General features: G+C 43.6%; 17 protein-coding genes and 1 pseudogene. 7 read left to right on the forward strand and 11 right to left on the reverse strand.

Annotated elements, in window-relative coordinates; translation table 11 throughout:
* Nucleotides 1-34 precede the first annotated feature (34 nt).
* The 3 genes from IPJ86_05110 to IPJ86_05120 all read left to right on the forward strand — a co-directional run bounded on the left by IPJ86_05110 (nucleotide 35) and on the right by IPJ86_05120 (nucleotide 1,721).
* Nucleotides 35-505, forward strand: a complete 471-nt coding sequence (locus IPJ86_05110) for a hypothetical protein (protein ID MBK7886691.1) — start codon at nucleotides 35-37, stop codon at nucleotides 503-505.
* A 23-nt stretch (nucleotides 506-528) separates the two neighbouring features.
* Entirely contained in the window at nucleotides 529-966 is a 438-nt protein-coding gene (locus IPJ86_05115; GenBank protein ID MBK7886692.1) for a hypothetical protein, read from the forward strand.
* Between the two features lie 287 nt (nucleotides 967-1,253).
* Nucleotides 1,254-1,721 carry a sterol desaturase family protein gene (locus tag IPJ86_05120; GenBank protein MBK7886693.1) on the forward strand — a complete coding sequence of 156 codons (468 nt, stop codon included), beginning with the start codon at nucleotides 1,254-1,256 and terminating at the stop codon, nucleotides 1,719-1,721.
* A 127-nt stretch (nucleotides 1,722-1,848) separates the two neighbouring features.
* On the opposite strand, the gene IPJ86_05125 is transcribed toward IPJ86_05120, so the two are convergent.
* The 7 genes from IPJ86_05125 to IPJ86_05155 form a co-directional block, all read right to left on the reverse strand.
* The gene (locus tag IPJ86_05125) at nucleotides 1,849-2,736 is read right to left on the reverse strand and encodes an EamA family transporter (GenBank protein ID MBK7886694.1); all 888 of its coding nucleotides are present in this window, start codon (nucleotides 2,734-2,736) and stop codon (nucleotides 1,849-1,851) included.
* A gap of 25 nt (nucleotides 2,737-2,761) precedes the next feature.
* Nucleotides 2,762-4,006, reverse strand: coding sequence for an ABC transporter permease (locus IPJ86_05130; protein MBK7886695.1), 1,245 nt, complete (start codon nucleotides 4,004-4,006; stop codon nucleotides 2,762-2,764).
* Between the two features lie 5 nt (nucleotides 4,007-4,011).
* Nucleotides 4,012-4,821, reverse strand: a complete 810-nt coding sequence (locus IPJ86_05135; GenBank protein ID MBK7886696.1) for a class I SAM-dependent methyltransferase — start codon at nucleotides 4,819-4,821, stop codon at nucleotides 4,012-4,014.
* A 110-nt stretch (nucleotides 4,822-4,931) separates the two neighbouring features.
* Complete coding sequence (gene rbfA, locus IPJ86_05140) at nucleotides 4,932-5,306, reverse strand: 30S ribosome-binding factor RbfA (protein ID MBK7886697.1); 375 nt, start codon at nucleotides 5,304-5,306, stop codon at nucleotides 4,932-4,934.
* Between the two features lie 155 nt (nucleotides 5,307-5,461).
* On the reverse strand, nucleotides 5,462-9,412 hold the full coding sequence (locus IPJ86_05145) for a S8 family serine peptidase (protein MBK7886698.1): 3,951 nt from the start codon (nucleotides 9,410-9,412) through the stop codon (nucleotides 5,462-5,464).
* Nucleotides 9,413-9,430: 18 nt separating this feature from the next.
* Nucleotides 9,431-9,865 carry a hypothetical protein gene (locus IPJ86_05150; protein ID MBK7886699.1) on the reverse strand — a complete coding sequence of 145 codons (435 nt, stop codon included), beginning with the start codon at nucleotides 9,863-9,865 and terminating at the stop codon, nucleotides 9,431-9,433.
* 434 nt (nucleotides 9,866-10,299) lie between these two features.
* Nucleotides 10,300-14,175 (reverse strand): S8 family serine peptidase, encoded by a 3,876-nt coding sequence (locus IPJ86_05155; protein MBK7886700.1) that lies wholly within the window; start codon nucleotides 14,173-14,175, stop codon nucleotides 10,300-10,302.
* A gap of 295 nt (nucleotides 14,176-14,470) precedes the next feature.
* On the opposite strand from IPJ86_05155, the pseudogene rsmI reads away from it, so the two are divergent.
* The 3 genes and pseudogenes from rsmI (at nucleotide 14,471) to IPJ86_05170 (ending at nucleotide 20,266) form a co-directional block, all read left to right on the forward strand.
* Nucleotides 14,471-15,134: pseudogene (rsmI, locus tag IPJ86_05160) on the forward strand (16S rRNA (cytidine(1402)-2'-O)-methyltransferase).
* A gap of 317 nt (nucleotides 15,135-15,451) precedes the next feature.
* On the forward strand, nucleotides 15,452-17,074 hold the full coding sequence (locus IPJ86_05165) for a T9SS type A sorting domain-containing protein (GenBank protein ID MBK7886701.1): 1,623 nt from the start codon (nucleotides 15,452-15,454) through the stop codon (nucleotides 17,072-17,074).
* Between the two features lie 18 nt (nucleotides 17,075-17,092).
* Nucleotides 17,093-20,266, forward strand: a complete 3,174-nt coding sequence (locus IPJ86_05170; GenBank protein ID MBK7886702.1) for a gliding motility-associated C-terminal domain-containing protein — start codon at nucleotides 17,093-17,095, stop codon at nucleotides 20,264-20,266.
* A gap of 380 nt (nucleotides 20,267-20,646) precedes the next feature.
* Here the strand turns inward: IPJ86_05170 and IPJ86_05175 are convergent, their stop codons facing one another.
* The 4 genes from IPJ86_05175 to IPJ86_05190 form a co-directional block, all read right to left on the reverse strand.
* Nucleotides 20,647-21,939: a T9SS type A sorting domain-containing protein gene (locus IPJ86_05175; GenBank protein ID MBK7886703.1), complete on the reverse strand. Its 1,293-nt coding sequence runs from the start codon at nucleotides 21,937-21,939 to the stop codon at nucleotides 20,647-20,649.
* A 71-nt stretch (nucleotides 21,940-22,010) separates the two neighbouring features.
* On the reverse strand, nucleotides 22,011-22,691 hold the full coding sequence (locus IPJ86_05180; protein MBK7886704.1) for a hypothetical protein: 681 nt from the start codon (nucleotides 22,689-22,691) through the stop codon (nucleotides 22,011-22,013).
* Between the two features lie 241 nt (nucleotides 22,692-22,932).
* Nucleotides 22,933-23,361, reverse strand: coding sequence for a hypothetical protein (locus tag IPJ86_05185; GenBank protein ID MBK7886705.1), 429 nt, complete (start codon nucleotides 23,359-23,361; stop codon nucleotides 22,933-22,935).
* Between the two features lie 24 nt (nucleotides 23,362-23,385).
* Nucleotides 23,386-24,606, reverse strand: coding sequence for a T9SS type A sorting domain-containing protein (locus tag IPJ86_05190; GenBank protein ID MBK7886706.1), 1,221 nt, complete (start codon nucleotides 24,604-24,606; stop codon nucleotides 23,386-23,388).
* 306 nt (nucleotides 24,607-24,912) lie between these two features.
* On the opposite strand from IPJ86_05190, the gene IPJ86_05195 reads away from it, so the two are divergent.
* Nucleotides 24,913-26,682 carry a hypothetical protein gene (locus IPJ86_05195; GenBank protein MBK7886707.1) on the forward strand — a complete coding sequence of 590 codons (1,770 nt, stop codon included), beginning with the start codon at nucleotides 24,913-24,915 and terminating at the stop codon, nucleotides 26,680-26,682.
* Nucleotides 26,683-26,724: the final 42 nt, after the last annotated feature.

A 26,724-nucleotide genomic window follows, 5' to 3' on the forward strand; every position in this document is an offset into this window, starting at 1 on the left:
AAATCAGTATTATTGAGGTAGAAAATACCTGAATATGAAAAAACAGCTTCTCTTAGTTGCCATAGTAATCTCCTGTATAACTCCTTCTTTTGCCCAAGTGGAAGGGGAAGCTATTCCAATGGAATTATCCACAGAAGGCCAGTTGACTTATGTAAAATTATTAAATGATCTGCTTCAAAATATTTCTTCTAAATCTTATACCACAGCTTGGTCAGGTGCATATAATTCATGGTTGAATAATGGTGAAAACAAAAACACTTTTAAACAATCGACTTTATTACTAAGCATGATAGCAAATCACCTCCCTTCTAAGTACTTTAAACCGGAGTGGACTGCCAATTCGCCGGAATGGCATAAAATTTTATCTTCCTGTAAGGATAAAAATACATTTGTTCAGCAATTGAAATATTTTGAAAGCAATTTATTACCTGAAGCTTTTATGGAAAGCTGGAAGAACCAACGAACAGACTGGTTGAAAAATGTAGAGAAAAAACTTGCCGAATAACATAAAAAAGCACCAATAAAATCATGCTGGACCAACTCATTTTACTCGTAAAAGAACATGCCGGGGAGGCGATCATAAATAATCCAGCCATTCCCAATGAAAAAAACGAGGCCGCAATCTCTGAAACAGCCGGTGGTATTTTTGAAGTCCTGAAAGGTCAATTTTCAGGTGGGAATGCGGATGCGTTATCAGGAATGTTTAAAAATACCGGAGAAAACAATCCGATCGTCGGACAAATCAGCAGTGTGGTTCAACAACAATTAGTCACTAAATTCAATGTTTCCTCTCCGCAAGCCGCTCAAATGGTGCAGCAGATGATACCAATAGTGATGCAGCGCCTCGTTAAAAAAACAAATGATCCCAACGACAGTAGTTTTAATATGGATGGAATTCTTTCATCATTAGGAGGGGGAAAAGCAGACGACCTCTTAAATTCTGTGAAAGGTCTTTTCGGGAAATAACCTTTCTAAGTTAAGCGGTTTTATTAATGACAACGTCTATTAGGATGGGAACTTTTGTTCACGATTGGCGGCTATAGTTGATTTTTAATTTTTGGTGCAATTAGCCCAAACCGCTGAGGCCTGGTCTAACGAATTCATTTTAATTAATAAACCACTGAAATGCGTGGTGACCAAAGGAGGAATTCAATATTCGGGGTCTTAAATTAAACAAATCCTTCCTACATTTGTTCTATCGGAATTACTACTCACTCCTGTACTTAATAAAATAATTAATAAAATAAATTAGAATGACATCGATGGTAAATATTCTCGCTTTGGTAGCCACCTTCTTCATCATGGAGTTTGTTGCCTGGTTCACGCATAAATATGTTATGCATGGATTATTATGGGTGCTGCACAAAGACCATCATCAGCCGGAGCCCGGATTCTTTGAAAAAAATGATGCGTTCTTTTTGATTTTTGCTATTCCAAGTGCCATCCTGATGTTTCTGGGTGTAATGAATGGCTTTGATGTGCGATTATTTATTGGCATTGGCATAGCGGCATATGGTCTCGCCTATTTTCTCGTTCACGATATTTTTATTCATCAGCGATTTCGTCTTTTTCGCAGAACAAACAATATCTACATGCGTGCGCTGCGGAAGGCACATAAAGTACACCACAAACATCTCGGTAAAGAGGAAGGCGAATGCTTCGGAATGCTCCTTGTACCGATGAAATATTTTTGGGAAGCGAAAAGAAGTTTGGAATCGTAGTGACAGGTCGTGACCTGTCATGATGATGGGACACGTGAGACGTGTGTGATGGGACACGTGATACGTGTGTGATGACAGGTCGCGACCTGTCATATCGATGGGACAGATGACAGGTCACGACCTGTCACTACGACCTCTGCATACCTCTATTGACAAGAAACACCCCGGTGATGGTGATGCCCATGGCGAGGATCGATTTTTCGTTGATCGTTTCCTGTAGAAGGAGCCATCCTAGGAAAACTGCTACGATGGGATTGACGTATGCATACACGGAAACCTGTTGGGCCGGAAGATAACGGAGGGCATATACGAAAAGACTGTAGCCAAGAACAGATCCCGCTACGATCAAATACATCATCGACCACCAGCCGCTCATTTCCCCGGGCAACTGCGGCCATTCTTCCAAATAAATTCCTATAACGGTGGTAATGCTTCCACAGATCAGCATTTGCCATCCGCCGGTAAGGACAGGATTGGAATGAATCGGGTACTTTTTCATGTGCACGCTACCAAGCGCACCATTGATCACACCCCAAATCAACAAGAGCAAGCCGCCGGTATAAACCGTATTTCCGAGCAGGAAGATATGATCATAGAAAATCAACCATTGTCCTAATAATCCGATTAATATTCCGGCCAGTACCATTCGGGGTGTTTTCTCGCCGGGATTCCAGAGGCGGGTGATAATGACAATCCACAGGGGAAAAGCTGTATTCACCAATGCTGCCAAACCACTTGGAACAGATTGTTCTGCCAGCACCAATAGCAGATTCCCTCCCATGAAAATAAAAATACCGCTGATCAACATTCGTTTGAAATCCTGCTTTGAAGGAAGCATTTTTTCTTTTCGTGGCAAATAGAACAGGAGGATGATGATACCTGATATCACGAAGCGTAACCCTGAAAATAAAAATGGCGGGAAATGATCATCCATTCCGATTTTAATAGCCAGATACGTCGTTCCCCAGAGGAAACAAATAGCAATCAAGGCAGCAAAGGGTTTCCAGCCGGCCATTAGATACTACGTAATAAATAGAATTTCATTTATTTTTAAGTCTTACATCTGACAACCGGGTAACAATAACTCCCGAAGTATAGAAGGCGGCAGCAAAGCCGATGGAAAATACGATGAGCATGACGAGGGCAAAGTCTCCGGCCTGCATCGCCACAGGATACGCTTCCACCACAAAGCCTTCTCCTCCACCAATCTTAATCACACCAAAATATTGTTGAATGGCGCAGATTATTCCACCGGCTATCATCCCCACCATTGCTCCTCCCACCGAAATCAGCAAACCTTCGAGGAGAAATATCTGTCGTGCCATTTTCAAATCTGCACCCATATAAAACAGCGTTTGCAGGTCATCGCGCTTATCGAGTATGAGCATTGTCAATGTGCCAAAAAGATTAAAGGCGGCGATGAGCAGAATAAATCCAAGAATGATATAGACCGCTACTTTCTCCGACTTAATAATCTTATACAGGAAGTCGTGTTGCATGAGCCTGTCTTTCACCACAAAAGATTTTCCAAAAAACGTTTCCAGATTTTCTCTGGCTTCCTCTGCATCCACGCCTTCTTTCAATTTAATTTCCATTGCCGAGAGCCCGGTTGAATCTCCTGTCATCTCCTGAATAAAACGCAGAGGGACCAACACATACTTAGCATCAAAATCCTGTTGCACACCAAATACACCACTGATTAAAATAGACCGTTGTGCGAAGGCGGAAGAAGGATCTATGGAGGCGAGTCCGGGATCAATTCCTTTCTGTGGCATAAATACCTGCACACTGTGTAACGGATCATTGGGACGAGCTCCGAGCGCGTAGGCAATTTGAGCGCCTGCGATCATAAAATCACGATCACCACTCTCGAGCACGGCTTCGCCATCCAGCAACTTACTGCTGATTTCGCTGGTCTGTAAAAAGGATTCGCTCACCCCCTTTACCGTTACTACATACTGGCGATCCATATATTTTAACAAAGCATTATCTTCCAGGACGAAGGTCATGCCGGCAATTTCAGGACGTTGGTGTAACTCACGGAGAAGGCTATCCGAAACCGGAAAAGTTTTTCCATAGGCCGGAGTAATTTTAATATCCGGATCGAAGGAATTATAGAGTGACATCACCAGGTTACCGAAACCATTAAAAACCGAGAGGACGACCACAAGGCCAAAGGTGCCTACAGCCACTCCGAGGACACTTACCCAGCTGATAATATTGATCAGGTGATGTGATTTTTTTGCGAAAAGATATCGCCGGGCAATCTTCCAGGCCAGGTTCATGTGAATTATTTCCAGGCTTTCACAACGAGTCCGGTGCCGGTAGGGTGATGTGTTGAAACATCCATCCAGTTCAGCACATAAGCGATCGGATAGGCGATCAGATAATAGAAAGGGAGAATGATAAAAAACACTTTTGAAGCACCAAGCATTAGAATAGGATATTTCATCGACAGCCTCCAGGAGATTTTTCCGGGGGAACCGTAATTGTATCTGGCTTCAATTTTATCAAAGCCGGCGAGGCGGAGTTTATCCTGAATTTCTACAATGTTGTAGCCATCCCGCACATGTTCTTCAATAAATGAACTACCACTATCATCGTGCACATCGGAACCTCCCTGATCGCTGGGAGTAGAAATCAACAGCATCCCACCTTTTTTCAATGAAGCATGAATATTTTTAAACACCTCCACATCTTCCAGTATATGTTCCATCACATCCACAGAAATAGCAAGGTCATAACGGTCCGGCTGTACGAACTTCGTCAGATCTCCTACAATAAAATTCACTTTTTTTCCTGAACCAATCGCTGTAAAGAACCGGTTACAATCCTCCACTTGTTCTTCCTTCACATCCACCGCAAGGATATCTGCCTGCCGCATGCGACGATTCATCCAGAAGGAATACTGACCATATCCCGCGCCTGCATCCAGAATTTGAGGGTTGGCAGGAGCATTGCGCATCCATCCCTTCAATTCCTTATGTACATGCCATGCCCGAAGCAGCAGCAAATCAAGGAGACGGTAGAAGAGCTTACGCAGGAAGGGAGATTTATTAAAAACATTGCCCAGACTTCGCTTAATAGGGTCGTATTGCATAGGGGGCGAAAGTAATAAAAAGGGGGCAGACGCGGATATATGGCATTCTCCGTTAACTGAAAAACCTTTATATGTACCTGAAAGTCAGAATTTAGAAGAGATCTAGCTGATTACTCTTCCGGCTCCGTTTCCGGGGGAGGGATATGCAGGTTTTTAAAAATGGCCTCCATCTTCTCTGCATAGTCAAGGCTATCATCGATAAAAAATTCGAGTTCAGGGATAATTCGGGCTTGTTTCCCGATACGGCGACCGAGTTCGAGTCGGACTTCGGTTTTATGTTTCTTCAGGCTCTTGAGGATTTCCAGAGGCTTAGGTGCCTTAAAAACGCTCAGGTGAACGCGGGCAAGTCCCAGATCCGGAGTGATTTTGACACCTGTCACCGTCACAAAATGAGGACCATACCATCCTCGCCCTTCTCTTTGAAACAACTCCCCCAATTCTTTTTGAATGAGTTTTGCATATTTCTGTTGCCGCACTGAATCCATGTGACAAAGTTACGAAAAATCAAGTGTAGCTGTTGGTGTTTCCGGGTTCCATCCATCCGGAACGAATACAACAACGGATAGTGCAATAAAAAAACCACCCGTACAGATGTGCACGGGTGGTTTTATAAAAATAAGGGTGAGTTGTTCTCCCGGGCTTAGAGGCGAACGAGTTTAATGGTACGGCTACCGGATTCTGTCACCAGACGAAGGAGATAAACACCTTGAGGGGATTGACGCAAATCGATCAATCCACGGAAATTATTGCCGGCATTCACCACCTGATTTATCAACACACGACCTTCGATATCAGTCAGCATATAGGAAACATTTCTCGCTTCCACACCGCGTAATTCAAGGTTAAAGAGTCCTGCAGAAGGATTCGGATATACGGCAACATTTCCCAGTTTATCGGGTTGTTCCAAGCCTACTACCGCATCAATATTTACATTGTCGAGGTAGAGGTTATTTCCATAGCGATTAATATTCACAAATTTCACCAGTACAGAAGATCCGATCCAGTTACTCATGTCAACAGTATCCTTTCTCCAGTCGGTTGCATTCGCGGGAGAAAATTCTGCCGTACTTGCTCCTATAGTAGCCAGGTCAAGTCCCCCCTTCAGATAACCGGATGGTGACCAGGTAGCTCCGCAATCTGTGGAGATATCCACACGCAAAGTGTCTGAGTAGGCAGCACTATATTGAGCATAGGCCACATCAAAAGTCATCACCGCAGTAGTAGCGTTCGCAAGCGATACTTCAAATGTGGTAAGTCCGTCTTCAGCGCCTACATTATTATAATCGAAATTATCAACAAAGGGGCATGAAGTAGGATTGCCATCCGCACCTGTTACACCCACTGCTTCTGCCCATGTAATTGCTCCACCGGCATCGTCAATACTCCAGGCAACAGGAGGGAAAACCCCGCTTTGGAAATCTTCGATCACCGGAGCTGATGCACTTTGAAGTATGCTGATGAACGCAGTTTGATTCACGGTACCTCCACCAAAACCATTGGTAGCAGTTAACTCTACATCATACGTTCCTATAGCATTGAAAACAACCTGAGGGTTTTGAGAGGATGCTGTTGTTCCATTCACGAAAGATACAGATGCCGGAGTAAATGTCCAGAGCCAGCTGCTTGGAGCATTCAGACTCTGATCAGTAAATGTAAATACCTTTCCTGCACATCCGGTTGTAGCATTTACCGCGAAAGCAGGAATTGGAGGTGCAGAAGATTCTATAATATTGATATCATCGAGGGCAATATCTGATTCAAAATTGCCACCGGTCTCTGCGCGGAAACGAACATTGATGATATCGCCTGCCCAGGGTTGTAAATTCACCACGGCTTGCTCCCAGAGATTTCCCTGGCTTCCAATTAGAGCAGGAATAGCATCATTCAGCCAGCCACCTTGTGTAAAAATATCAATGTGTAATTCACCTATATCACCACCAAACATATGATACCAGAAGGTCATTTGCGGAGTAGTAGCGTTGGTAAGATCAATACATGGAGATATCAGATTAGAACTTTTGTTATAACATCCGGAAGCTTCGAGGTAAACATAATTTCCTGCACCCGTCCCGAGGGTATGGTCTACATCCGGTCCTGTGCCTGCGGAAGGCGTTGGGCCTTCGCTCACACGGAAATCAATATCATCCTGATCGTTGTTGAGTTCATTTATCCATCCATTGCCAATATTACAAACCGTCACTTCACAATTGCTGGTAGTAGCACATAGGGATGCCAATTCAAAATCCTCCGTAAATGGCAATGATTGCAATGTGCCGCCAATGACATTTACTACTGATCTGGCGGTATCATTGTACACATTCATATCTCCTGTCAGGCTCAACCATGTTTGCAATGTATAGGTCCCGGCAAGTGATAAATCAAGTGTTGCCGTAAAGGTAAACAGCTGTGAAGCCGCAGGTGCTAATGTTCCGGTAAAGGTTTCCGTAACCGTTGCTCCTCCATTCAGAGAAAAGTTCACAGGGATATTAGAGACGGGTGTTTGCCCGCGGTTCTCGATCAATACACCAACAGGAACGGTAGAATTATCATGACAATCCAGTAAGGAACCATTACCGGGGCTAGCCAATGACGTTAGTTGCGCATCGATAGCAAGGGGGCAAGAAAACGTTCCGGGTGCTTTATAAATGGCATTGGCTCTGCGACCATTGTTTCCTTCAGGCGTAATGGCACTCACGCTAAACCAATAGGCAAGGTTTGGATTGGTGCCGCTAATGACAATGCTGTTTGTGGTACTCGTACCCACAGGCTCCATAAATTTTGCTCCCAGTTGATACGCCGTATAACCTACAGCACCATTCACCGGGTTCCATATGAGACGAATAGAGTCCGGACAAGCCCAATCAACAGTAATACCGGTAGGTAAACCGATAATGGCTAAAGACGTATCACTTTCATCGGTGAAACCATTGCGGCTAACTCTCACTTTTACATCTCCGGAAACGGTATTTGGCACCACCCAATTGAATTGTTGCAATGTTTGTGGTACTGTTGAAGCGATAACATTCCAGGTGGCTCCGTTGTCGGTGGTATAATCGAGCGCATAACTCCCCAGATCACGTTGACCATCCCATCTCAACACTTCTGTTTCACCGGGCACCAGTCCTTCTCCACCACTCGGGTAAGTCATTGTTACTTCCTCTGTACGGAACTCCCACACGAGGTAATACCGTTGACCGATTGACGGTATGGCGTTACCGTTAATAGTTACAGTATACGTTCCCGCAGCAGGATTGCTCAGGGTAACTTGCTCCATATTGTTCAAACTATCCACCCCACGTACCGCAGGAGCACTCAAACTGGCTACTAATGGTGTTGGGTCAAGAATCCATGGATTCCAAACTGCACTTGATGGATCTGTAACGGTCATATTCAGGTTATTCACAAGAGAAGGGGCAGAAGCAGGTGATCCACCCACATCTGACCAATACACCATTACACGTACTTCTGCTGTACCTGCCGGAACAGTGATGGAATGCGTATTATTTCCGCCTTGTCCGATACTATCGGTAATGAAACGGCTATCTTCCAGCGTACGCAAAGCTCTTAATGCATTCACACGACCCCAGCCATAAATAAAATCAGGGCCCGGATTGCCGATATCTTCTGCAGTATTCAGCATGGAAGCTTTAATCAGTGCAGCGGGAGGATTAGAAGCAGAAAACAATTCTTTGTAGGCCTGATACAGCTGACCAAAAATACCTGCTATACCGGGTGATGCTGCAGATGTTCCTCCACCTACCTGATAGGTATTATTTTCATCCGTACTCATTTGATCACGACCATTTGCACAGATATCCGGTTTGATACGACCATCCGATGCGGGACCGCGGCTACTGCTTGGATCCAGTACTTCAAGGGCATCGAGGTTTCCACAAGCTACTACATTCTTTCCTTGCTTGTAGCCACCCGTAATATTACCCCAACTACCACCTGCACCGTAACCGCAATTGCCACTACCATTATTACCACCTGAAAATACAAATTGCAACTGTGGATTATCATAGAGCAACTGATCGCCAAATTGAGTGTCGGAAGTGTATTCATTGCATCCCTGTGAATAAGAGGTGGAAGCGATCACAATTCCGTAATTGTTAAAGTTAGCCACAGCATCTACCACCTGAGGGTACGAACCGATATCGAAGGTATAAAGATCAGCACCGCTGGCCATACCACGAATGGTAGGATTCAGGTTGCCGGCACCGGCACAGATGCCACTGGTCATATCACCATGCGTTGAACCGGAACCTGTTGCAAAATTGGTAATGCGACCTGTGAAGTCAATATGAGGTCCTACAAAGCCATCGTCAGCAATAGCTACCGTAACCCCTGCTCCGTCATAGTGACGACCGGTGGCGTAATCGCTATTGATTACATTGGAGCGATGCAAACTACGACCCTTAGTATCATCCTTTACAGATGGGGCAGCGATGGTATTGATAAAGAACACCCAGGGTTCTGCAGCCAACGCCATCAATGAAAACTCTCCGGCGCGAATGGTGATGATTCTGTTTTGTGCATTATGACCAAGTACAGTTCCATGCTTTGCTATTGCAGCAAGTGCAGCAGGCAATGAAACACTGCCCTGATACTATACATTCAGATCAACGGTACCCTTTTCCTTTATCGCCCAGTCCTGAAAACCACCGATGATATTCCGGCTGATCTTATGGTTCTGCTCCTGTTTAATAACAGCTCTGACACCGAATGCTGCCAATCGTGTTCTGTCATAACGGACAGGGATAGCCGTCATAAAAGTATTTTTCGGAATATAATCCATTACTACCAGACCGCTATTGCGCATAGCGTCCAGTTGTTCCTTTCCCGGAACAGTGTTAAACTGAAGAAAACGATAATAGTAACCTCCAAATACATCCGCCGGTGTGGGTGACGCTATGAATGCTTCCAGATTCGATTCTGTAGTAATGGTGCCGCTCTGTAAATAGATGCGGGTGTCCTGTTGAGCGGATGCGGCAGTGGAAAACAGTACCAGTGCGGCGAAGATCCAAACGTACAACTTTTTCATTTTAATCATTAATGGGTTTATGTTTATGGTGTTTTTATTTCTTTCGTTAACCCGGCAGCGTAGCGGAGTGACATACACTATTTAAGTTATCCATTCATTAAAGTACAGAAATTGAAGCTGAATTCACTCTCTTATCGTTCACTGACGGAAAACGAAAATAGGCATAAACACGTGATATATATACCTTAAAAGGCAATTAAGTGGGAAGAATTAATAGAAAAGTCCTATTCTTTAGTAAAAAGCTACAAATCAGAGCAATGAAAACGGACGACTAAGAGTTGCTTTTCTATTCCGCTCACCCATTTTAAAAACCGGGGGAGAGAAAATAACAGCAGGGGGAAAAACCGGTATTAAAATGGCCATCAAAAGACAGCCATTTTAATACCATTATCATCTCTTTCGGGATCGTTTTTCCCTTGCCCAATTTGAAAGATTTACGGGTGAACAGAGGAAATAAATCCAAAGATATTATTGTTCATTATGGATTGATCAACGATATCAACTACGCCATCTCCGTTGAGGTCTGTCACTACATATCCGGCAATAAAGTTAAAAAGATCATTATCAATAGCACCCTGATCCGTGATGTCTATCACATTATCCTGAGGAGACAGGTCTCCGCTGTAGATGGCAAATACTCCCGGTAACAATTGCTTCATATTAGCGCCAAAGGCTTGTGATGCTGACGTAGTAAAGTTATATGCGGTTGTTGCGAGAAATGGTTGTGGAACAGCACTCCATGTTTCCACACTGTTCCGGTGATAAACCGCGATGTAGTAATTATTCCCTATCACAGCTGGAGGGAATGTGCAGGTAGCCTGTCCGCTTGTGCTTACTACTGTTGTATCCGTTGCAACGGCAGTAAAAGGCGCTACTGCAGTACGTAATTTCACGATAACGGAGTCGGTTTCGGAAGGATTGGATCCTGCACCGGTGTTTAGCAATACCGGTGTCATCCCTCCACTACCGTTGTGAAATCCTTCAAAGAGTACATTTAAATTTAAAGTGGCGTTGCCGGTTGCTCCCGTGAAATTGACATTGTCCAGATACAAACTATTCCCGTAACGGTTGATGTTTACAAATCTCAAAATGACATTCGAGCCGGCCCATGTGGTGAGATCTACTGTATCCTTTCTCCACTGAGCAGCAGAAGCAGGCGTAAAGTATGCGGTTTGCGTTCCGACCGTTGCCAGAGATAATCCGCCTTTAAAATACCCGGTGGGTAACCAGGTGCTACCACAATCTGCAGAAACATCTACACGAAGGGAATCGGAATAAGCAGTACTGTAACGGGCATAAGCTACGTCGAAGGTCATACGGGCAGAAGTTGCTCCTGCTAATGAAACTGAATAGGTAACGAGTTTATCTTCTGCAGCGGGATTGTTATAACTATAGTTATCTATAAATGCACAGGTGGTTGTGGTTCCGGTAGCACCGGGAATACCTGTAGCTTGCTGCCAGGTATAAGTTCCTCCCACGCTTTGAATACTCCACGCCGTTGGTGGGAAGGAAGCTGCCTGAAAATCTTCTGTCACGGGCATTGTATACACACTAAACACCGTGGAATTAACGACCAGCGTGTCATTGAACTTATTCAGATCACCCGCATAAGAGGTGTATGCTTGTAACGCATAACTTCCCCCTGCGGAATAATTGACATTCGTAGAAAAAGTAAACAGATAGGTAGCTCCGGGATTCAGTGGTCCGGCATAGGTTTGAGATACGACCGCACCACCATTCAAACGATAATTCACAGGGATATTCGTCAGCACATTCTGTCCTGCATTTTCCAGCAAAACAGTGACCGGAATAGCGGAAAGATTCTGACAACCCGATAAATTACCACTTGCGGGGCTAGCCACCGACGTTAGTTTCACATCAAATGGAAGGGGACAATTGCTTGTTCCCGGGGCTTTATAAATAGCGTAAGCTCTTCGTCCTTTATTTCCTGCAGGAGTATTTGCACAAACACTGAACCAGTATCCCAAAGCCGGGTTGGTGCCAGTTACAACAAAATTGGTAGCCGTTGTTGTGCCAATGGGTTCCATGTATTTATTTCCGAGCTTATAAATCGTATATCCGGCTGCACCACTCACGGCGGTCCATGTCAGACGAAGGGAATCGGGACAAGCCCAGGAAACCGCCAGTCCTGTAGGAACGCCAATGATTGCTAATGAAGTATCGCTCATATCACTGAAAGCACCACGGGTAACGCGAACTTTTACAGCGCCTGAAACATTATTCGGAACCAGCCAACTAAACTGTTGAACGGTTTGTGCTACTGATGCAGAGATAGGAATCCAATTTACCCCATTGTCAACAGTATAATCCAAAGCATAGGTGCCCAGATTCCGCTGACCATCCCATCTCAACACTTCTGTTTCGCCGGGAACAAATCCTTCCGCGCCATTCGGATACGTCATTGTCACTGCATCCGTTCTGAATTCCCATACCAGGTAATACCTTTGACCGGTTGACGGTAATGCATAACCGTTCACCGTTACCGTATAGGCACCGGCGGCAGGATTATCGAGTGTGACTTGCTCCATATTATTTAAACTGTCCACACCACGAATCGCAGGTGTATTCAGATTCGCTGCGATAGGTGTCGGATCCAGTTTCCAGGGATTCCAAACTCCTGCAGCAGGATCTGTAAGTGTCATATTCAGATTATTCACCAATGCCGGAGCTGCAACGGTGGAGCCGCCGATATCTGACCAATACACCATCACCCGAATTTGTCTTGTACCAGCAGGAACATTGATGACATGGGTTTTATTATTTCCCTGCGTGACACTATCCGTGAGATAACGATTGCCTTCCAGTGTTTGCAACGCACGTAACGCGTTTATACGACCCCAGCCATAAATAAAATCCGGACCGGCATTACCAATGTCTTCAGCAGTATTCAGTAAGCTGGCCTTTATGAGTGCAGCAGGTGGATTGCTTGCTCCGGTCAGTTGTTTATAGGCCTGATAGAGTTGAGCAAAGACACCGGCTACTCCGGGAGAAGCGGCAGATGTTCCTCCACCCACCTGATAGGTATTGTTCTCATTTGTACTCAGCTGATTTCTTCCGTTGGCACAGATATCCGGCTTAATACGACCATCGGAAGCAGGTCCGCGGCTGCTGGAAGGATCCAGTACTTCCAGTTCATCGAGATTCCCGCAGGCAACCACATTCTTCCCTTGCTTATATCCACCTGTAATATTTCCCCAGGCGGTACCGGCGCCATAATTACAATTGGTACTGCCGCTATTCCCACCGGAAAAAACAAACTGTATTTGCGGATTATTGTAAAGAAGATTATCTCCAAACTGCGTATCGGAAGTATATTGATTACACCCTTGCGAATAAGAGGTGGAGGATATAACGATGCCATAGTTATTGTAATTGGCCACCGCATTGACAACCTGAGGATATGCGCCAATATTATAGGTATAGAGATAGGCCCCTGTAGCCATCCCTCTGATGACAGGATTAAGATTTCCCGCACCCACGCAAATACCGCTGGTCATGTCACCATGCGTTTGACCTGTTCCCGTAGCGAAGTTGGTCATACGACCTGTAAAATCAATATGAGGACCTACAAAGCCATCGTCGGCTATGGCTACCGTTACACCCGTACCATCGTAACGACGACCGGTAACGAAATCAGTGTTGATGGAATTGGACCAGTGCAGACTTCGGCCCTTGGTATCATCTTTAACAGAAGGGGCAGCGATAGAATTAATAAAGAAGACCCATGGTTCTTCCGCTAAAGTCCATAAGGCGTTGTCGGCAATTCGGATGCTGATGACATGATTCTCTGCCAGACGTCCGAGTACACGTCCGTATTTCGCAGCAGCGTTAAGAACTGAAGTTTCGCTGAGATGAGCATAATACTGCACATCGAGATCCACTGTTCCCGGAGCATTGACTGCCCAATCCTGAAATCCACCGCTAATTGTCCGGCTGATCTTCTGCGCAGGCTCTTGCCTGATAACGGCACGAACACCCAGTGCGGTCAACTTCGACTTATCATACCCCTTAGGAATAGCCGTCATAAATGCATTTTTTGGCACATAATCCATCAGGACGAGACCACTCCGACGAATTGCATCCTGTTGCTCCTTATTGGGGAGATCCGTAAACTGCAAAAAGCGACAATAATACCCGTTAAATACATCTGTAGGTTCAGGAGCATTCTGAAATGTATTCAGATTTGATTCGGGTGTAGTAACTCCGCTTTGAAGATACAACGGATAGTTCTGCTGCGCTGAAGTAACGGAGGAGAACAGAACAAGGATAGCTATGTAGATTTGTTTCATACAGAGGGGTGAATAAAGATGATAATATCGGTTAACTGAGTCTATTCCAGGTCCGGAGAAAAAGTAAAGGAGGGTTATTCCGGTTCAAGGATAGTATACAAACAAAAATAAGGAACACAAACAGGTTTTGCAAGTAAAAAAACAGGAATTGGCATTTAATTCTAACACAGCTGCGGTAAAAAAATCTATACTACAACTGATCAACAATTACGCAGCTTTAAAAATCTGGAAGAGCAACCTGCAAATCAAAATTTATATTCAACTTTGACCTGTAAACAACAGTGCTATTCCCCCTATGCTGACACTCGTCCCTACTCCAATTGGCCATCTCCAGGACATCACTCTGCGGGGTCTGGAGATATTGAAAGCGGCAGATGTTATTCTTGCAGAAGACACCCGAACCAGCAAGGTATTACTTCATCATTTCGGGATAGAAAAGCGGGTGCTTTCACATCATCAACATAATGAACATCAATCTACTAAGGAAATTATCCGGATGCTGAAAGAAGGGCAGGAAATTGCCATGATCAGCGATGCCGGAACACCGGGTATAAGTGATCCCGGCTTTTTACTGGTCAGAGAATGCATCAAAGAAGAAATTGAAGTACGCTGTTTACCGGGTGCTACAGCTTTTGTTCCGGCTCTGGTCATGAGTGGACTTCCCTGCGACCGCTTTGTATTTGAAGGATTCTTACCACAAAAAAAGGGAAGACAAACGCGCTTGCTGGCGTTGAAAGAAGAAGAGCGTACGATCATTTTTTACGAATCTCCCTTCCGGCTCTTAAAACTATTAGAGGAGTGTATGCTGCATTTTGGAGAAGAGAGACAGGCGTCTGTATCGCGGGAAGTATCAAAGATGTTTGAAGAGACGAGACGGGGAACACTCAAAGAGATCAAAGAACACTTTATGACCAAAGCCGGTTAAAGGTGAAATCGTGGTGGTTGTCGCTGGAAAATAGTCTTATAATTCCCGATCAACAGGTCTTTTTTACCATTCAGCACTTTTCATTCTTCTTTCAACTTCCGGTTCCCTTTATTTGATCTTGCAAATCGCAGGAACTGGTAGCAATTAGTTATCTGCAAAATATCAGATCACCTGTTTAAAGTACGTTACACACGTATTCACTCCTTTCATCCGGATATAATTCCTTCCGGATGTTGTTTGCTTCTACTTCGAGCTCTCGATTCAAACATGAGCATTAATGTCATCAGGTCCGGCACAAGATTAATCTTACTAAAATCTTTAAAGATTTACTCTAAAAAATAATAAACAAATATGAAAAGTAAATTTATACTCTTCTTATCCTTCCTCCTGTTTTGCCGTACCCCATCTCCGGCGCAGGGATCACTAACACGTTTATGGGAAAACAGCCACAATGGAACACTGACCGGTTTGGATCATGCCAATGCCATCGTGGTCACGTCTAACGGTGATGTATATGTTACCGGGCAGAGTTTTCAGAACAGCACCACCGGATCCATCACAACTGTAAAATACGATGCTGCGGGTAACATGGTTTGGACAGACAATTACAAAGGCGTTATTGTTACAGCAATGAATGAAGGGATCGACCTTTGCCTGGACCCTTTCGGGAATGTTATTGTAACAGGAGACGTGGCTTTCAATGACGGCGATTTTTGCATTATGAAATTCAACAGTGCAGGACGTGTTTGGGCAAAAAGTAAGGAGCCGTATTGGTTTAATTCCAGTTATGATTATGCAAGACAAGTGGAAACCGATGCCGCCGGAAACATTTATACTGTTGCCATGATCACTTCACTTTCAGGAAATCTGTACGATCTATACACCCTGAAATGTGACAGTGCCGGAAATGATATCTGGTCGGTTGATTACTCCAGTGCCAGCGGAGATGACTATGCGCAAGGTCTTGCTGTTACCGACAATGGCCATTGTTTCTCCCTCACCGGTTCCTTTAACTTTTTTGGAAGTGCCACTTACGATATGCAAACCTTGCACTATGATTCTTCAGGAGCACAACAATGGATCAGCAATTATAATTGTCAGAGCAGTCAGAGCGAGGATTTTCCCATTGACATAAAATGTGACAACAACTACAACACATGGGTATGTGGAGCTGCTGACACCGGCACTACAACCAGCATGGTCGCTTTTAAACAAAATCAATATGGTACACGCTTATGGACGGTTAACTATAACGGCAATGCCAATGGGAACGATTCCGCTATAGCCATTTCTTCATTGCCCAATAATCTCACAGCGGTATGTGGCCGGACAAAAGAGCTCATCAACGGCTTATCGAGAGATGTCATCACGACCATGGTCATTGACTCCGGTACTGTATTATGGATGATGCAATACGCCGGAGATTCGACCGGTGCTGTTCCTACAGCGATGACAACTGATGCAGATGGAAACATCTATATCACAGGGTACATTTCTACAATAGGCTCCGGGAAAAATGCAGTACTCCTGGTGTACGATATTACCGGTAACCTGATTTATGCTGACGAATATGCAGGCTCCTATTTCGGCGATGATATCTTCACTGATGTATATGTGGATGCACTCCGTTATATCTATGTTACCGGCTCCGCTTCCTCAGCAGCCGGGAACAATGACTACATTACCATTAAATATGCCATGCCCGGGATAAGTAGTCTTCCGGAAAAAAAGGAACAGCATGCCCTGCGCATTTATCCTAATCCGAACCACGGGCGTTTTCAACTATTGGTAGACGGGAAAGCGGTTGACAAAGGGGAATTATTCATTTATGATGCTCAGGGCCATCTCGCACATTCTTCAAAAATAAATTCAAACCACGATACGTATTCGGGCGGCGAACTACCGTCCGGATTGTATCTGTTAAGATATTCGGACAATACCATTGAATACACCGGAAAAATCATGGTTTATTAATCTCTATGCTTTAAACAAATGAAAAGATCAACCTTTCTCTTCCTTCTCTTTCTGTTAATGCTGATCATCCATAAAGCCACTGCTTCCGGATCAGGGAAGTTGGTGTTTATAGAGAACAAGGGTCAGTGGCCCCGGGAAGCGCTCTATAAAGCCTTTTTAGCAAATGGTTCAGTTTTCATCACTGCTGATGGCCTTGTCTTCAATATATACGACGGAGAAAAAGTACATCATCAACATGACGCCGGTACCATTGCAAATACCCCTGATAAATTAGCCGCGCATGCTTTTCGCTATAGATTTAAAAATAGCAGTACAACGGCTGTAACTGCCGAAGGAAAAAAACAGCAGTATTACAATTTTATCCAAGGCACTGATCCTGAAAAATGGATGGGGCATGCTGCCGGATACGAAACCATCACCTTGCATAACTTTTATCCATCAACGGATCTCGTTATCAAGAGTGAAAACAATCAACTCAAATACGATTTTATCCTGAAGCCCGGCGCTGATATAAAAAATATAAAAATGATGATTGAGGGAAGTTCAGGATATGAAATCGCCAACAGGAAACTTCATATCAAAACTTCGTTTTCAGAAATAACGGAAAGTATCCCATTGTCGTACATCATCCGTGCAGGAGAAAAAGTGCCTTTAGAAATTAACTATTCACTCACGAACGAATTGATTTCCTATTCGGCGAATACGCCCCTTTCCACTTTTGATTCTTTAATCATTGATCCTCTCTTGCAAGCTTCTACTTACAGTGGTTCTTCCGGCACCACGTATGGCAGCTCCGCAACGTATGATCATCAGGGAAATTTAATTATCGGTGCCCTGCTTTTTGACACCGGTTGGCCGTATACGCTGGGGGCCTATGATCTCACGTATGGAGGAGCTATCGATATGGGCATCACAAAATTTGACAGTACTGCCAGTAACCAACTATGGTCTACCTATATTGGTGGAAGTTCGCAAGATGTGGTTTTAAATCTTGCCACAAACAACAATGATGAATTATTTGTATTTGGTCATTCCTTCAACAACTATCCGGTAACAACAGGAGCGTTTGATACCAGTCCAAACGGATTAAACGACCTGGTTATTTCAAAGCTCTCCACTGACGGCTCACAATTGCTTGCTTCCACCTATGTTGGCGGGACCGAAGATGAGGGTAGAAGTCTGAATCTCTCTATGGACGTACATTCCTTTGGTGATCTGGATAAAGGTGAAATTTATCTCGATGCCCAGGGAAATATTGTTGTAGGATCCTTATCAGAGTCAACAAATTTTCCGGTGACTACCGGTGCTTATCAGACAACGAATGGAGGAAGTATAGATGCAGTGTTGTTTAAGATGGATGCGGCACTCACCGGAATGATTTTCTCTACCTACTTAGGTGGTTCCGGCGAAGAAGCCTGCTACGGATTCTGCATTGATAAAAACGGAGACTATGTGCTTACAGGTGGTACCAACAGTTCCAACTTCCCGGTGAGCGTAGGTGCTTATCAGCCCACGTACGGTGGAGGACTTTCATTTCAATTTGATTCCTTCATTAGTAAAATCAACTCAACAGGAACTTCACTCCTCGCTTCCACCTATTTCGGGTACAACAACGGAAAAGACAAAGGGTATAAAACCGATGTGGACAGCTCGAATAATATTTATGTTTTTGGAAACAGTGAAGGAACATTACCCGTTTCGCCGGGCGTTTTTAGCAACCAGAACAGTGGAAACTATGTGTTGAAATTTAATCCCTCACTGAGTAATTTACTGTTGTGTACTTCTTACGGAGATGGGAGCAACACGGTAAACGTACAACCCATCGCATTTCATATCGACCCTTGCAATCAGATTTACTGCGCCGGATTTACATCCAGTGTATTGGGGACTCCTACAGCATTTCCGGTCACTGCAAATGCACAACAGGCACTTCATAACGGGACTCAGGATTTCCACATAATGGTTTTTGCACCGGATTTTGCAGCGATGGTTTACGGATCACATCTCGGAGGCGCTGTCCGGGAACATACGGATGCCGGTTCCTCTAAATTTGATGAAGAAGCTACACTCTACTTAGGCGTCTGCACCGAAGAAAGTTTTGCGGGAGGATTTCCTACTTTGCCCACTGCATTTAGTCCTACTTCACAAACACCGGATTGGGATATGGCTGGCGTAAAGTGGAAATTCGATTTATGCACTTCTCCAACAACCGGTCCGATTGCCGGTTTCAACTTCACCACGTTGGGCAATTGTGATTCCGCCTGTATTCTTGTCAACAGTACCGCTACAGGAAATATAGATACCATGATCTGGCTGGTGAACGGACTGTATGTTTCTTCAGATACTTCGAATAGCTTTTGCTTTACGAACGATGGCAATTATCTGATTCAACAAATTGTTTGCAATGCCGGGATCTGTGATACATTAATACAAAACATTGCTTTGAATATCCCCTCTCCACAAGCCTTTTCATTGGGGCCGGATACTACTTTATGTGCAAACGACTCCATTGTTCTCTTTGGCCCGGTGGGAGGATTAAATTATTCCTGGAGTGGAGATGGAATTCCCTTCGATAATAATCAAAACATAACGGTAAATCAGACGGGAATTTATAGTTTAGAGGTAACAGATGTCAATGGTTGTATAAGTCACGATACTGTGATCATTCAATTCAATACGACTCCCGTTGCTGCATTCAATTATACCTTACAATCCGGTTGCTCAGGAGTTTTAATGCAAGCTGTATCCACTACTGCTAATGTCACGCAGGAAATCTGGACAGGTAGTGATGGGATTTCAGGAATTGGAAATACGGTGGAGCATGTATACACACAGCCCGGTACGTATACCCTGCTACTCACTGCATATAATGGTAATTGTGTGGACACGCTATCAACACAAATTACCATCGGCGAGACTACACTTATTCCCGATACTATACCCAATATCATTACTCCTAACGGAGATGGTATAAATGAATGTTTTAATTTAAATATCTCAGATCAATACAGTAGTTGTTACTCTTTAACCGTTCTCAATCGCTGGGGCAGTGAAGTTTTTCAGAGTAATCAACCATCTATTTGCTTTGATGGGAAATCGGATGGAGGGAATGAACTACCTGAAGGCCTCTATTTCTATCTGCTACAAGTAGGGACAGAAAAGGTAAAGGGTATCCTGAATATTCATCGATAGGCAATCCGGAAAAGAAACTTCAAACAAATAGTTGTACTTCATCAAATGAACAACACCTTGCTTTTGAGGCGGCTATTGAAAACACGTAGAAGTAATCACCATCAGGGAGGAGTTTTTCGACCATAAATACTATTAGTTTTTAATAAAAAAATACTGCTAATTAAACCGTAACTGTCTGCGGCAGGGGCGAGCGCCCGATCGAGACTCGCGACGCCGAGCAGTGGTTAATTTACTCGGATAGTGTATACATCTTTTTTTTAAGGCTCAGTGTGGTTGATTAGAAACGGCAGCTGTTACCTTATTAAATGCCTATTATTTTGAGCGTATTAGTACACCACAACGAATAGGATTAGAATATCCTTCATAGAAAATTTACAGCATTACCTTTTAACAACAAATTTCGATGTGTACACTTTATCCAATTGTGTAAGTGTGACCATATAGTAACCTTCCGGCAGATCGCCAATATATAACGATCCACTTTCAGTAAATTTTTCCAGTACTTGATTACCTAACGCAGCATACACACGAATGCAGGCTAATCCTTCAATTGCTACATCAGTAGCGAAATGTATTTCCTCTGAAGAGGGATTAGGATAAATGGACATTGAAGCAGCAGCGCTATTGTTTCCATTCCGGAAAGGCTGAGCACCCACAAGAGGTGTTGAAATAATCACTGTATAATCTTCCGTTTCTCCACCGGTGTACATTCCACAAGGTCCGGCAGGGATTCCATAGTTCATAGAAACCCGCATGCGTGTTGTGCCAAGAACTGCATTCGTGGGGACCGTGAAATTCACACCAATATACCCACCCAAATCCGATGAAAAACTCACCACCTGCTCCCCTGCATCTGTAAAATCAAAATCATGATTGTAGTCGATCCAAATACTATAATTCTCGAGAAGACCCCAAGGCGTGGATGCTCCGGAAAGATATCCATTGATTGTTGCTCCCTGCTGAAGTGGTGTACTTAAATTGGTAAAATCGGCATATCCATTATTACTTAATGTTTGATTCACAATTCCACCAATCCAAACGAGATTCAGAAACTCTTGTGCGGTACCCAACCCTCCGGTAGCACAGTATCCTGTACCGATGGTAGAAAATGTCATAGTAGTACTATAGCCTGAAGGACCGCTATTGCAAACAGCTTCCACTGCATAATTATATACTGTTCCCCCTACAAGCGTTTTTACTGTTTTAGAAGTTTGATTGGTTGAAAGTGTAGTCCAGGCTGCGGCGGATGAAGTTTTATACCGCAAATGATAAAGATAGGCTCCCGGCACAGGCGACCAGCTAAATTTGGCGCTGGAATCCGTTACATTGCTTGTACTTATTCCTGATGGAATTCCACAAGAGCCGGTTCCTGTATGATCGAGATAGTGAATGGCTGTCATATTCGTGCCCCCCATTACATATAAACTGCTATCACTGGCCAGCGTACAAGAAGTGCCCCATCCATTGTAAATGTTTAAGGTATCCAACCATTGCATCGCACCCGTATTTCCATACTTCAATGTCACCATGCGCAGATATGAACTTCCGTTCACTTGTGTAAACATGGGACCACCTTTTCCTGTTACAAAAACTTCTCCATTCGCTTTTGCTGCAATCGCATAGGGGATTTCATCATTGGAAAGCGTTCCATTGTATTTTGTTCCCCATAACAAGGTTCCACTACTATTCGTCTGGAAAGTAATCCAGTCGAAATAGGTGGTGGTAGAGCAATAGCCGATAATACTTAATTTCCCGGATACGAATGTAAATCGTGTGGGATATTCCTGTCCTCCGAAATCACTACAACCTTATTCCCTTTGAGACGCATGGAAGAAAACTGGTGTATACCTCCGAGATTCAAAGTGGTATTAAACAGTATGATTCCGGCCGGGTTTATTTTTATCAGGATAAATCCGGCGGGAGTAGTTCCGGCGGTACCAATAAATAAATTTCCATTGTCATCTACTTCACTTTTTAAATTGAAAGAATATCCGGTCGAACTTCCTACTACATAAGATAAATTGATAGTTCGTCTCCAAAGTAATGCTCCGGCCGTATTATATTTCAAAACTACCAGTGCACCGGGGTATTCCCAACCGGAGCTAATGGCATACTGATAACCCACAACAAAAACATTCTTGTTTTTATCACAATTGATCCAACCCGGTTTCTGATAAATACTGTGAATGCCGGATGAATCGGTTTTTTCCCATTGTAAAGTACCAAACTTATCGTACTTCCTCGTATAAATATTTTGCGTCGTTCTGTATCCGGTGACGAAAAGATTATCTGATTTATCTCTGGCAATCATAGTCCCCGATTTTTGATTGCCATCCGCGGTCTTGAGCCAGTCGACAGAATAAGAGGCAAACAGGTTGGTGGAAATAAAGAGTAAGAGGCCCGATAAATATAAATGCATTTTCATACTAGATATATGTTCTATTTCGTGATGGAAGTTCAATTTAATTTTATTAATTACTTATGATAAGAATCATTTCAGGCAATTCTTTTCTGATGAGACCTTTCTACGCTTTCGAATAAAAGAAAAGGTGATTTATATCGATAAAAAATTCAATCCCCGGAATCCGGGAAAATTAATTCCCGGGTATCCATAGTTCAGGGCTTCACTTAGATATACTCATCAACGGGTGGTATACTTATATTACTTAGATTTTTTCAAAGGTCAATAAATCGGTCCCTCCGTTTCCTCCGCTGACATCTTCCAATTGAATTTTGGCTGAGGTTTGTTGCAGGATATGCCAGTCGTCAGTGATTTCAATAAAGTCATTATTTGTTGTAAAAGTCAGGTAGAGTTTATTCTGGCTATCATCAAATCCGGTGGACCATGTACCTGTAACGGTAGCTGCTCCGGACTTAGAAGCCGTGACGGATCCTCCACTACTGAAGGTAAATTCATAGCCGCTAAAATGATTGGTTTCATCGTTACCGCTATCGTTATACAATGTTACCCGCCATTTCCCCTGCGTAACCGAGGTAGAGGAAGAAGGGGTTGCTGAATCATCATCTTTCTTACAGGAAACAAATCCCACAGACAGCAACAGTACTAATGCAAACCATTTCATAGACTTTTTCATACAATATATTTTTTATAATTTTTTTTATTTTTTAATAAGCTTTTGTACTCCTGTCCGGTCGTCATTCTCCAAACGAAGCAAATAGATACCGGGAGAGAGTTGAAGATGTGAGATATTGACAGAATGATGATCTGCTTTCCTTTGCAGCACTTCAGTATAAAGCACTTTTCCGGTGGCATCCATCAGCACTGCTTTTGACCAATTCACATCGGATTTCAAAATATGAATTTCATCTTCTATCGGATTGGGGTAAACATTTACGGGAACTGCATTTTTAATATCTTCTATTCCGGCAGGAGAGCTATATTTATACAGATCACCATCAGAATCCAGGAACCAACCGAGTCCGGAATTTCTCATCTCGATCGCCATAATATCAGCACCAGAGGAACTGGTTTGTGAAACCCATGTGGTTCCCCCATCGGAAGTGTACTTCATTTCTCCGCTCAGCCCCACCAGCCAGCCTTCAGTAGCACTCACAAAAGCTACATCATTAAAATCAACGGTTGTATTAGATGTTTGAGCTACCCACGTTTGGCCGGCAGTATTAGAATAGACCACGGCGCCACCTTCTCCACACACCCAGGCATCATTACCGGAAATGGAAATCGACATTAAATTATCTCCCGTACCGGAAGTCACCGACTGCCAGGACACCCCGCCATCCGTGGTGAGGTAGAGTTCACCGCCTCCACAGGCAAACAATCCGGTTGTTGAATTATAGAAGCGCATACTGAAACCATCTTCATTGGTAAGTGACTGAGGTGACCAGGTTACTCCGCCATCTACCGTTTTTTGCAATAATCCATTCTTCCCCATTACCCATCCGGTACTTGCATTCAGGAAGAAAACGTTATTAACTCTTTCATTAAAGAGCACCGGTGCTGACCATGTGCTTCCTCCATTCGTCGTTTTCATAAACATGCCGGAATTCCCTCCTGCACCACGACCGGCAATAAAACCTTCATTGGCATTGAGAAAATAACATTTAAATGTATTTCCTTTTGCATTGTTTAACGGAAAATGTGACCAGGATTGACCTCCATTTTGGGTAGTTATACAAACAGTAGTTACAAACGTTCCGTTCTGCGTAGAATCAGCAATGATAAATCCGGTATTATCATCAATAAAGTGCATGTCGCCCGGTTCAATATTCTGAAACTGGTTTTGAAGATTCCATGTCTGTGCCATACCATTTAAATGTAGCAGACAAGTGAACGTAATAGCAGTAAATATTTTTATCATTTTCATTGTTGGTTGAGGTGGATTGTATTTTTTGTTCATATCAAAGGAACCGCCTTTTCAACTATGATGCAATTGAAGTTGACTGAACGGGGTGAAACAGATGCTGAACGGGAAGGAAGCTGTCAACCTATGACAAAAAGCTTTTACGTCGCTCCTTAAAACGCAAGAGTTCCTCCGGGTGAACTCCTGGAAAAAGAGGTTGGTGTTTATGAACCAAGCCGTCTTAAAAAGAACAGTATTCATTAACATAATCTTCCAAACAAATATCAAAGAATACCCCTATATTCGTACAAAGAAACCATCGAATTGACCCGCCTGCACCCTGAAAAACAACGCGACTTAATTGTACTGCAAATCACAGGACAGTTGTTTTTCATCGGGTTATTTTTTCTCTCTCTATTTTACTGGAAGGAGCGACAGGCATTTGATGCGGCGCATTATCTCTTCGAAATCATCGACAGGGAATTTTTCTTTGTGGCCCACCAGCGTCCGATTGGAATGGTATCACAGGTTTTACCGTTGATTGGAATCTGGCTGAAACTACCCATGATGGCCATTGCTGTACTGTACAGTGTGGGTGATATCCTCTGGTACTACCTCCTCTTTCTTTTACTGGCCTATCGGTTTAAATCAAGAAGCGGCATTATCAGTCTGCTTTTGATCTTATCGTTAACAGTCAGGTACAGTTTCTTTTGTCCGGTCACTGAACTCCTGCAGGCAGGTGCTTTACTCCCCGTATGGATGTGCATCCTCCACCGACCTTTCCGGTTCCGCACACCCTTGCTCCTTGCTCTTGCCACTCTTATCATTTTCTCTCATCCGCTTCTGTTTATTCCATTGGCATTTTGCCTCGCCTGGTGGATGTTTACTTCAGCAAAGCAACCCCGGTTCTCTAACAACGACAGACACAGTATACTCCTTCTGCTTTGGATTTCCCTTGTCGCTCTTACGGGTTTAAAATTGCTGTTGCTGGACAGTTACGATCATGGTAAAACCTTTTATCCGGTGGTGTATAACGATTACGGATATCTGCAGTCCATGTACCTTTCAAATTTACTGGAACTACTTGCTGTTATTGCTTCCCATTATTCCATTCTATGTATACTTTTCATCACCACACTCACTTTTCTATTCCTGCGAAAAAAATGGAAGCCGGGGCTGTTGCTTTTCAGCGGATGGGCTGCTTACTTACTCTTGATCCTGGCCACCCATCGTTTTGGAGATATCAGCAATTACTCTGAACGGATGTTGCTTCCCTTGCCTTTCATGGTAGCCATCTCCATAGCAGGAATTGTGAAGGTAACCCGGCAATTCATTCATAAACTGGCTGCGTACATTCTACTTGTTTTGATACTCCTGCTCCACGTTGATTTATTGAGGATCACCTCCATTCCCTATACATTACGCATCCGGCAGATCACTGCAGTCATACAAGCGTCACGGCAATTGGGCATACAAAAAGGAATTGTAAAAGAAGAATTGATGGAGCAAACGACGTTTGCGATGACCGGATGGAGTTACACCATGGAGAGCCTTTGGATTTCGGCTTTAGATGGTCCGGATTCCTGTGTGACCATTGCCATGCAGCGGGATCATATCCACCGCATCAGGGAGCAAAAAGGCATATTGAATGATGATCAATGGGTGATTTGGGCAGAGAATATTCAACCTGTTAAAGACTTAAATCAACGGTACTTTCATTTAAAGAAGGGGCCGTACATTTCATTGTATGAAAACAGCATTTTTACGAGAGAAAACGCAAAACTCACCTTCACTGAATCTGATAAAATAAACCATTATACTGCAGCTCTTGCCCTGGAAGTCACATTGGCGGACAAGAGTATTTTTTATACCCATGACAGTTCCTATCTCCAGATTTTAATTCCTGACGGGCCAGAACTTCGACTGCAAATCCCCTATCATCTGAAAGGAAGGAATACGGTTTGGATGGAAATTCCTTACCAACACTTAGCTACGGAATCTACCATAAAAATTAGTCTTTGGTCCGGGTCATACCTCTCCGGTTCTCTTCCAATCAGGTACAAGGATGGCCGTTTTTGGGAAGAAAAACAGTAGTTGTAGGGTATTAAAGACCAGATATTATCCTTTTTTAATTGA

Source organism: Bacteroidota bacterium, assembly GCA_016713925.1.
GTDB lineage: Bacteria > Bacteroidota > Bacteroidia > AKYH767-A > OLB10 > JAJTFW01.

Excerpts from the sequence above, each read along its gene's own strand:
- IPJ86_05110 (MBK7886691.1), top strand. The coding sequence starts at position 35 with ATGAAAAAACAGCTTCTCTTAGTTGCCATAGTAATCTCCTGTATAACT.
- IPJ86_05115 (MBK7886692.1), top strand. The coding sequence starts at position 529 with ATGCTGGACCAACTCATTTTACTCGTAAAAGAACATGCCGGGGAGGCG.
- IPJ86_05120 (MBK7886693.1), top strand. The coding sequence starts at position 1,254 with ATGACATCGATGGTAAATATTCTCGCTTTGGTAGCCACCTTCTTCATC.
- IPJ86_05125 (MBK7886694.1), bottom strand. The coding sequence starts at position 2,736 with ATGGCCGGCTGGAAACCCTTTGCTGCCTTGATTGCTATTTGTTTCCTC.
- IPJ86_05130 (MBK7886695.1), bottom strand. The coding sequence starts at position 4,006 with ATGAACCTGGCCTGGAAGATTGCCCGGCGATATCTTTTCGCAAAAAAA.
- IPJ86_05135 (MBK7886696.1), bottom strand. The coding sequence starts at position 4,821 with ATGCAATACGACCCTATTAAGCGAAGTCTGGGCAATGTTTTTAATAAA.
- rbfA (MBK7886697.1), bottom strand. The coding sequence starts at position 5,306 with ATGGATTCAGTGCGGCAACAGAAATATGCAAAACTCATTCAAAAAGAA.
- IPJ86_05150 (MBK7886699.1), bottom strand. The coding sequence starts at position 9,865 with ATGAAAAAGTTGTACGTTTGGATCTTCGCCGCACTGGTACTGTTTTCC.
- IPJ86_05155 (MBK7886700.1), bottom strand. The coding sequence starts at position 14,175 with ATGAAACAAATCTACATAGCTATCCTTGTTCTGTTCTCCTCCGTTACT.
- IPJ86_05165 (MBK7886701.1), top strand. The coding sequence starts at position 15,452 with ATGAAAAGTAAATTTATACTCTTCTTATCCTTCCTCCTGTTTTGCCGT.
- IPJ86_05170 (MBK7886702.1), top strand. The coding sequence starts at position 17,093 with ATGAAAAGATCAACCTTTCTCTTCCTTCTCTTTCTGTTAATGCTGATC.
- IPJ86_05180 (MBK7886704.1), bottom strand. The coding sequence starts at position 22,691 with ATGAAAATGCATTTATATTTATCGGGCCTCTTACTCTTTATTTCCACC.
- IPJ86_05185 (MBK7886705.1), bottom strand. The coding sequence starts at position 23,361 with ATGAAAAAGTCTATGAAATGGTTTGCATTAGTACTGTTGCTGTCTGTG.
- IPJ86_05190 (MBK7886706.1), bottom strand. The coding sequence starts at position 24,606 with ATGATAAAAATATTTACTGCTATTACGTTCACTTGTCTGCTACATTTA.